Origin of the sequence: Arenibaculum sp. (genome assembly GCF_035998295.1) — a bacterium.
Taxonomy (GTDB): domain Bacteria; phylum Pseudomonadota; class Alphaproteobacteria; order Azospirillales; family Azospirillaceae; genus DASYHS01.
In genome coordinates this window covers 25,416-33,241 of the sequence record NZ_DASYHS010000026.1, presented here as the reverse complement: position 1 = coordinate 33,241, position 7,826 = coordinate 25,416, and the positions used below count along the sequence as shown (strand labels likewise).

5 protein-coding genes are annotated in these 7,826 nt (G+C 72.1%); 2 read left to right on the top strand and 3 right to left on the bottom strand.

The window, feature by feature from the left end; all coding sequences use genetic code 11:
• The 3 genes from VGO20_RS02570 to flgK form a co-directional block, all read right to left on the bottom strand.
• Positions 1 to 1,139: glycosyltransferase (locus VGO20_RS02570; protein ID WP_327500719.1), on the bottom strand; the 1,139-nt coding region annotated here is incomplete at its 3' end.
• A gap of 16 nt (positions 1,140 to 1,155) precedes the next feature.
• Positions 1,156 to 2,217: a flagellin gene (locus VGO20_RS02565; RefSeq protein WP_327500718.1), complete on the bottom strand. Its 1,062-nt coding sequence runs from the start codon at positions 2,215 to 2,217 to the stop codon at positions 1,156 to 1,158.
• 16 nt (positions 2,218 to 2,233) lie between these two features.
• A complete protein-coding gene (gene flgK, locus VGO20_RS02560; RefSeq protein WP_327500717.1) occupies positions 2,234 to 3,730 on the bottom strand; it encodes a flagellar hook-associated protein FlgK in 1,497 nt (498 codons plus the stop codon).
• Between the two features lie 222 nt (positions 3,731 to 3,952).
• Here flgK and VGO20_RS02555 point away from each other — a divergent pair, with 222 nt between their 5' ends.
• Both VGO20_RS02555 and VGO20_RS02550 read left to right on the top strand, forming a co-directional pair.
• Entirely contained in the window at positions 3,953 to 6,694 is a 2,742-nt protein-coding gene (locus tag VGO20_RS02555; protein WP_327500716.1) for a tetratricopeptide repeat protein, read from the top strand.
• Positions 6,691 to 7,824 (top strand): tetratricopeptide repeat protein, encoded by a 1,134-nt coding sequence (locus VGO20_RS02550; RefSeq protein WP_327500715.1) that lies wholly within the window; start codon positions 6,691 to 6,693, stop codon positions 7,822 to 7,824. The genes VGO20_RS02555 and VGO20_RS02550 overlap by 4 nt, the downstream gene beginning before the upstream one ends.
• Positions 7,825 to 7,826 lie beyond the last annotated feature (2 nt).

Sequence of the window (7,826 nt, the reverse complement as noted above, 5' to 3'; positions counted from 1 at the left end):
GCGTTGTGGCGGTCGCGGCAGACCGGGGCGGCGGCGAAGGCGGCGGCGGCGTAGCCGCGCCATCCCTCCACCAGCCGCCCGAGCCCGTCCTGGACCGCCTCGGGCGTGAACGCGTCGGCGACGACCCCGACCTGGCCGAAGCGCGCCATCTCGGCCTCGACCCAGGTGCCGCGCGTCGTCAGCACCGGCTTGCCGGCGCCGAGCGCTTCCAGCAGCACGTGCGAGGTCCGCAGCTCGTACTCTTCGGGATCGTAGGGGACCAGCACCGCGTCGGCCGAAGACAGCAGGTCGAGATAGCCCTGCTCGGGCAGGTCCTCGAGCACGAAGCGCACGTCCGGCAGCAGGCGCCGGCAGGACTGGATGAAGTCCGCGAGCTCGGGCGCGCGGCATGCCTGCACCGTGAACCGCACGTTCGCCATCGCCGCGGCACCGCGCGACAGCGCGCCCATCAGGACGTGGAAGCCCTTCTCCAGCCGGGCCTCGCCCAGGAAGGCGAAATGCAGCCCGAGGCCGGGATCGGCCGGCAGGCGCGGGGGAATGCCGGGATGGCGGATCGGGATCGGCAGGTCGCGCACCGGCAGCCCGGCCATCCGCTCGTAGACGGCGCCGAGCTCGGGGTTGTCGGTGACCAGCGAGACGCGGTTGCCGGGCGTGCCCGCCCACAGCCGCAGCGCCTTCTCGTAGAAGGCGGCCGCGAGGCCGCGGTCCTCGGCCGCGCAGCGGAAGCCCGGCTGGAAACGCAGCAGGATGCAGATCCGCGGCTTCGGGTCCGGCAGCGCCGCGTACCAGCGGTGCAGCCCGACGAGCTGCTGGCCGACCACGGTGTGGATGACGATCAGGTCGTCGGCCGCGAAGGGGCCGCGCACCGCGTCCGCCAGCTCGCGCTCGAAGGTCTGGTTGGCGTAGAGGTGGTTGTAGGCGAAGAGGTATTCCGGCGGCCCCGGCATCTGCACGTAGGTCGTGTTGCTGAAGGCCGGGACCACGGGCAGGGCCTCCTGCACCTCCGGCTTGCACGCGCCGTTGCCGTAGACCACGGTCTCGATGCCGAGCTCGGCCGCCACGTCGCGGATCGCCAGGGTGACGTGGAAATGATGGCCGGCGCGGGTGAACAGGGCCGGGTCCAGGACGTGGATCTTCATGCGCTCGGGCTCCGGCTCACAGGAAATCGCTCAGGCTGACGCGGTTCAGGGTCGTGGTGACGCGGTACGACGCCTCGAGCTGGCTCTGTACGAGCTGGAGGCGCGTGATCGCGTCCGCCATGTCGACGTCCTCGACGTCGGAGACGCCGCGCTGGAGATGGACCGTCAGGTCCTTGTGGGCCTTGGCGATCCCGTCGAGGCGCTCGCCGACGCTGCCCAGGCCCCCGACCTCCCGGTCCAGCTCGCCGGTGGCCCGCGACAGCGCCTGCTGGGTGCTGCCCAGATAGGTGCGGAACTCCGTCAGCTCGGCCGGAGTGGTCGGCTGATCGATATGCGCCGCGGTCGCGAAGGCGTGGAGGACCTCGCGGAAATACGGCAGGTCGTTCGCGGGGACGACGTTGTCCGAGAACGTGCCGTTCGTCGCCAGGACGCCGTATTCCAGGTCGAGGCTGCGGTCCGCGCGCACCGTGACCGGCGGCACCGTCGGCACCGGCGGGACGGAGGTGTCGGGGTCGATCGAGGCCGCGAACCAGCCGCGGCTGGCCACCGTCGTGCGGGTGGTGGTGAGCGAGGTCGCCGCGTTGGCGATCGGGCCGTTCAGATCGGCGTCGATCTGCGCGAACAGGGCGTCCGCCCCCGCCTGCGGCAGCGGCGCGGTCGAGGCGTCGCCGCCCGCGAAGACGTAGCGGTCGTTCACCTTGGCGTTCAGCAGGGAGACGATCTCGCGGTAGCCGTTCTCGGCGATGCGGTTGACGACGGAGGCGTCGCCGTGCGGGTCGCTCTGGAGCTTGATCAGCTCGCCGTTGAGCTCCTTGGCGAGCGCGCCGATGCGCTCCATCGCCTCGACCTGGGTCGTCAGCCTGAGCCGCGCGACGTCGATGTTGCGGGTATAGCTCTCCAGCTCCTTCATCTCGCCGCGCAGGCTGATGGAGACGCGGGCACCACTGCCGAGCCCGCCGAAGTCGTTCGCCTTCTTCTGGGTCGCGACCTGGTCGCGCAGCTGGGCCATGCGTTCCTGGAGCGCCAGGTTGTTGGCCTGTATCCGCTGGAACTGGCCGCTGGTCGAAACGGACGTCATCGTTCGCCCTCCTTACTCAGACGGCCTGGAGGAGTTCCGCGAACATCTCGCGGTTCGTCGTGATCAGGCGCGCGGAACTCGAATACGAGCGCTGGAGCTGGATCAGCAGCCCAATCTCCTGGTCGACGTTGACCCCGGACTCGTTGCTGAGATGCTCCTGGAAGCGGTCCCGGATCGCCTCGGCGGCATCGAGCTGCCGCGTCGATTCGGCCCGGAGCACCCCGTTGGCGGTAACCATCTCGGTGGCATAGGCGGCCAAGGTAGCGTCGGCCGCCAGCCGCGTCGAGAGGGTCCGCGGCCCGGGCCCCAGGTTGGCGGTCGGGAACTCGAAGGCGGCCGAGGCCGGGACGCCGAACACGTCGTCGACCACGGCCTGGAGCTGGTCGCGATAGCCGGGATAGGTGGCGCCGCCGGGCTGGCCGGCGTCGCCGTCGCGCAGGATGCTCGGGTCGGCCTGCACCAGGGCGCTGACGCGGATCGACGAGGAGAACCCGACATAGGCCAGCGCCGCGGGCGGCGCCACGTAGCCGGCGGGCACAGTGCCGGTGCTGTCGGTGAACAGGGTCAGGCCGGCGTCCTCGAACCGACGCGCCATCGTCACCGCGAGCCCGTCCAGCTCGGCCTGCATCGTCGGCAGGATCTCGTCCCTGAGCTCCAGCAGCCCGCCGATCCGGCCGCCGGTCAGGAACGGCGTCATGTCGGCCGTGCCGCCGAGCAGGATCGGCGGGATCGGGCTCGCCGGGTTGCCTTGCTCGTAGTAGGAGGTCGCGTTGATCGTGACCGTCGAGGTGGAGAGCGGCTGGTAGCTGGAATCGAGCAGCGGCTGCCCGTTGGCGGCGTTGATCTTGATCTCGCCGGTGCCGGTCCGGAAATAGGTGATGTCGACGAGCTTGGAGAGTTCGCGCAGCGCCTGGTCCCGCTTGTCCTCCAGGTCGGGCGCCGTCTCGCCGGCGAGCGTGGCCTTGGTCAGGGTCCGGTTCAGGTCGTGGATCTGGGACAGGTGGTGGTTCACCTCCCCCATCAGGTCCACGATCTCGGCCTGGGTCTGGTTGCGCAGGGTGTTGATGGTGTCGCCGACCTGGTTCAGCCGGCGCGCCAGCGTGTCGGCGTCGTCCAGGATCCGGCGCTGCATCGTCAGCGATTCGGGCTGGTCCAGCAGGCTGACGAAACCGTTGTGGAGCTGCTTCACGAGGTTGCCGACCGACAGCTCGGAATCGGGCTTGCCCTGGACGGCGTCCATCTTGATCAGGTAGCTCTCGATCGTGGAATGCCGCCCGACCTCGCTGTCGCGCGTCAGCAGCTCGCGCTGGAGCGCCTTGTCGAGCACGCGGCCGAGATTGCCGGTCCGGACCCCGAAATTGTAGCCGTTGATGACCTCGTTGTACTGGGTCAGCGTCTTGCGCGTGTAGCCTTCGGTCTCGGCGTTGGCGATGTTGCGCGACACGACGTCCAGGCCCCGCTGTGATGCGGTCAGACCCGTCAGCGCGAAGCGCAGGGAAACGTCGAGGCTCATCGCCGGCTACCTTCTCGTACTCTGCCCGAAAGGCGTCGCGGAACCCCAAGCAAGGGGCGGGCCAACCGGGACGGCGCCCGGATTCCGCGCCTCGCGGCGGCGCGGGCGGAAAATCCTGCCGGGCCCGTCCGGCACTTCCTGCCGCGTGGCCGCCGCCCTCTTGCTTTGCGGACGGGAAAAGGTGCCAATGACGGGGAAGGCCGCGCGGAGACGGGACGAGGGATGCTCGAAAGACTGCTGACGCTCGCGGAGCGGTTCTACCAGGCCGGGCGCCCCGCGGACGCCGCCCAGGCCTGCCTCCAGGCGCTGGCCGTCTCGCCCGACCATTACGAGACGCTGTCGCTGCTCGGCGCGCTGGCGCTGCAGGCGGGAGACCCCGGCCTGTCGGCGGCGGCCTACCGCCACATGGCGGCGCTGCGTCCCGACGACCCCGCCGCGTTCTCCGGCCTGGGCGGCGTCCTGCTGGACACGGGCGAGCCGGCCGCCGCGGCCCGCTGCCTGCGCCGCGTCCTGCGGCTCGCCCCCGACGACCGCGACGGCGGCTTCAACCTGGCGCTGGCGCTGCGCGGCGACGGCGACCTGGAGGGGGCGGTGGATGCGTACCGCGCGGTGCTCGCGCTCGACCCCGGCCACCACGAGGCCGCGTTCAACATGGGCAACGCGCTGATGGCGCTCGGCCGGCCCGGGGCGGCGGCCGACGCGTTCCGGACGGCGCTCGCGTCCGACCCGCTGCACGAGGGCGCCCGCCTCAACCTCGCCCTGGCGCTCGTCGCGGCGGGGCGGACGGAGCAGGCCGCCGACGCGTTCCGGTCCTGCCTGGCACTCGCGCCGCGCGACGCCCGCGCCATGGTCGGGCTGAGCCGCGCGCTGTGCCTGACCGGCCGGATGGCCGAGGCCCGGGACTGGTGCGCACGCGCCCTCGACGAGGTCCCGGACGGCGTCGAGGCCTGGATGCAGCGCGCGAGCCTGGACGTGCTGGAGGGACGCTTCGAGGACGCCGTCGCCGCCTACCGCCACGCGCTTGCCTGCGATCCCGCCTCGCTCGAAGCCTGGTCGGGCCTCGCCAGCGTGCTCGGCACGGACGGCGGCGCCGGCGAGGCGCGCGACGCCGAGGGCGCCGTCCGCGCCTTCCGGCGCGCGGTGGCGCTGCGCCCGCGCTCGGCGGAGCACTGGAACAACCTCGGCGTCGCCCTCAACCTCGCGGGACGCTACGCGGAAGCCGGGGACGTGCTGCGGCACAGCCTGGCGCTCGGCCCCGGCGAGGCCCAGGGCTGGTACAATCTCGGCAACGCGCTGCATCTCTCCTTCGAGAGCGAGCCGGCGCGCCGGGCCTTCCGGCGGGCGACGCTGGCCGGGCCGGGATGGGCGGACGCCTTCTACCGCCTGCACGTCGCGACGATCTCGCCGGGCCGGTACGAGGAGGCCGCGCGCATCGCCCGCCACGCGCTCGCCCTCGACCCCGCGCATGCGATGGCGCAGATCTCGCTCGGCGACATCGAGCAGGACCGCGGGCGCCACCTCTACGCGCGCGAATGCTACCGCCGCGCCCACCGCCTGACCGGCGATGCGGCGATGCGGGTCAAGCGGGCGATCACGCTGCCGATCATCCCCGCCTCCCACGAGGAGATCGCGACGGTGCGCCGCCGCTTCCTCGAACAGGTCGAGGCGCTGCGGGCGGACGGCATCCGGCTGCACGACCCGCGGCGCCAGGTGAGCCAGACCAGCTTCTACCTGGCCTACCACGCCGCCGACGACCTGCCGCTGCAGCAGGCGCTGGCGCGCCTCTACCAGGAGGCCTGCCCGTCGCTCGGCTACGTGGCGCCGCATTGCGCGAGGCCGCCCCGCCCGTCCGCCGGCCGGCGCCTGCGCATCGGCTTCGTGTCCAGCTATTTCCACGCGCACACGATCTCGCGGCTGAACCGCGGGCTGGTCGAGCGGCTGGACCGGACGCGCTTCGACCCCGTCCTGATCACGACGCCCCATGCCGGCGACCCGATGCGCCGCCTGATGGCGCAGGCCGCGGGCCGGGTCCTGGAGGTGCCCTCGGCCGACCTGGCGCAGGCCCGCGCCCTGATCGCGGCGCAGGAGCTGGACGTCCTGTACTACACCGACATCGGGATGGACCCGCTCACCTATTTCCTGGCCTTCGCGCGGCTGGCGCCGGTGCAGACGCTGACCTGGGGCCATCCCGACACGACCGGCATCCCCAACATCGACTGGTTCCTGACCTGCGACGCTATGGAGCCCGAGGATGCCGAGCGGCACTACACCGAGCCGCTCGCCCGCCTGCCCGGCCCGACCATCTGGTACCCGCGGCCGGAACTGCCCCGGCCCGCCAAGCGCCGGCCGGATTTCGGGCTGCCGGAGAACGCGCATCTCTACGTCTGCCCGCAGAGCCTGTTCAAGGTCCACCCGGACTTCGACCCGGTGCTGATCGAGCTGCTGCGCCGCGACCCGCTCGGCGTGCTGGTGCTGATCCAGGGCCGGGACCCCCATGTGGCCGGGCTGCTGCTGGACCGCCTGCGGCGCGCCGGTCCCGACGTGATCGGCCGGGTGCGCCTGCTGTCGAACATGCCGACCGCCGACTTCATCAACCTGATGGCGGTGTGCGACGTGATGCTCGACCCGCTGCACTACAGCGGCGGCAACACCAGCCTGGAGGCGTTCGCGGTCGGCACGCCGATCGTGACCTGGCCCGGGGAGTTCATGCGCGGCCGCCATACCTACGGCTTCTACAAGCTGATGGGCGTGGAGGACTGCGTCGCGCGCGACCACGCCCACTACCTGGAACTGGCGCTGCGGCTCGGCACCGACCCGGGCTTCCGGACCACGGCCGTGCGCCGCATCCTGGACGCGTCCGGCGTGCTGTTCGAGAACGACGCGACCGTGCGCGCGATCGAGGACTTCCTCGCGGCCGCCGTCGACCGGGCGGCGGTCGGCGGTGGTCCGGGGGGGACGCGATGAGCTTCGAGAGGCTGAGCGAGCTGCTGACGCGGGGATTGGCGCAGCTCGAGGCCGGCGAGTACCGCGCCGCCGCCGAGACCTACGTCGCCGTCCTGGAGTTCGACCCCGGCAACATCACGGCGCTGAACAACCTCGCCCGCCTGTTCCGCCAGTCCGGTCGGCCCGACAAGGCGCTAGCGCTCCTGCTGCAGGCGCTGGCGACGGAAACCCGCTCGGGCGAGCTGCACCACAACCTCGCCGCCGCGTATCTCGACCTCGGCCGCAACGAGGACGCGCTGGCGCAGCTCGACCTGGCGTGCCGGATCAAGCCGGCGCGCGCCCAGGCCTGGGTCGACCTGCTGCGCGTGCTGGCGGCACTCGGCCGCTACGAGCACCCCGTGGTCACGGTGATCGTGCCGACGGTCGGCGCGGCCAGCCTGGGCAAGGCCCTGGCCTCGGTCGCCGCCCAGACGCATCCGCGGATCGAGCTGATCGTCGCGGTCGACGGCGAGGAGCATGCCCCGCCGGTCGAGGACGCGCTGTCCCGGCTCGGCCCCGAGGTCGCGCCGATCCTGCTGCGCGTGCCGCGCAACACCGGGGCGAACGGCTTCAACGGCCACCGCCTCTACGCGACCGCGTCCTTCCTGGCCGAGGGGCATTTCGTCTGCTTCCTCGACGAGGACAACTGGTGGGACCCCGACCACGTCGCGGCCCTGGTGCGCGTCGCCGTCGACCACCAGCTCGCCTGGACGCATTCCCTGCGCACGCTGTGGCTGCCCGACGGCGGCTTCCTCGACCGCGACGACTGCGACAGCCTGGGCGCGTGGCCGAGCTGGCATGGCCGGTACCACCACGTCGACACCAACTGCTACATGCTGCGCCGCGACGTCGCGGTGGCGCTGTCGCCGGTATGGTACCAGCGCGTGCGCAGCGGCGAATCGCCGGACATGGACTTGTGCCGCCGGCTGCTCGACCTCCATCCCGGGGTCCGCGGCTCGGGCCTGTACAGCGTCAACTACACGGTGGCGAACACCGCGTTCTCGGCCGCGCCGGCCTATTTCCTGGAAGGAAACGCCCGCATGCGCGCCGTCCACGGCGCGCGGCCGCCCTGGGCGGTGCCGGCCGCGCAGCCGGCGCCCGAGGGGGACTGACC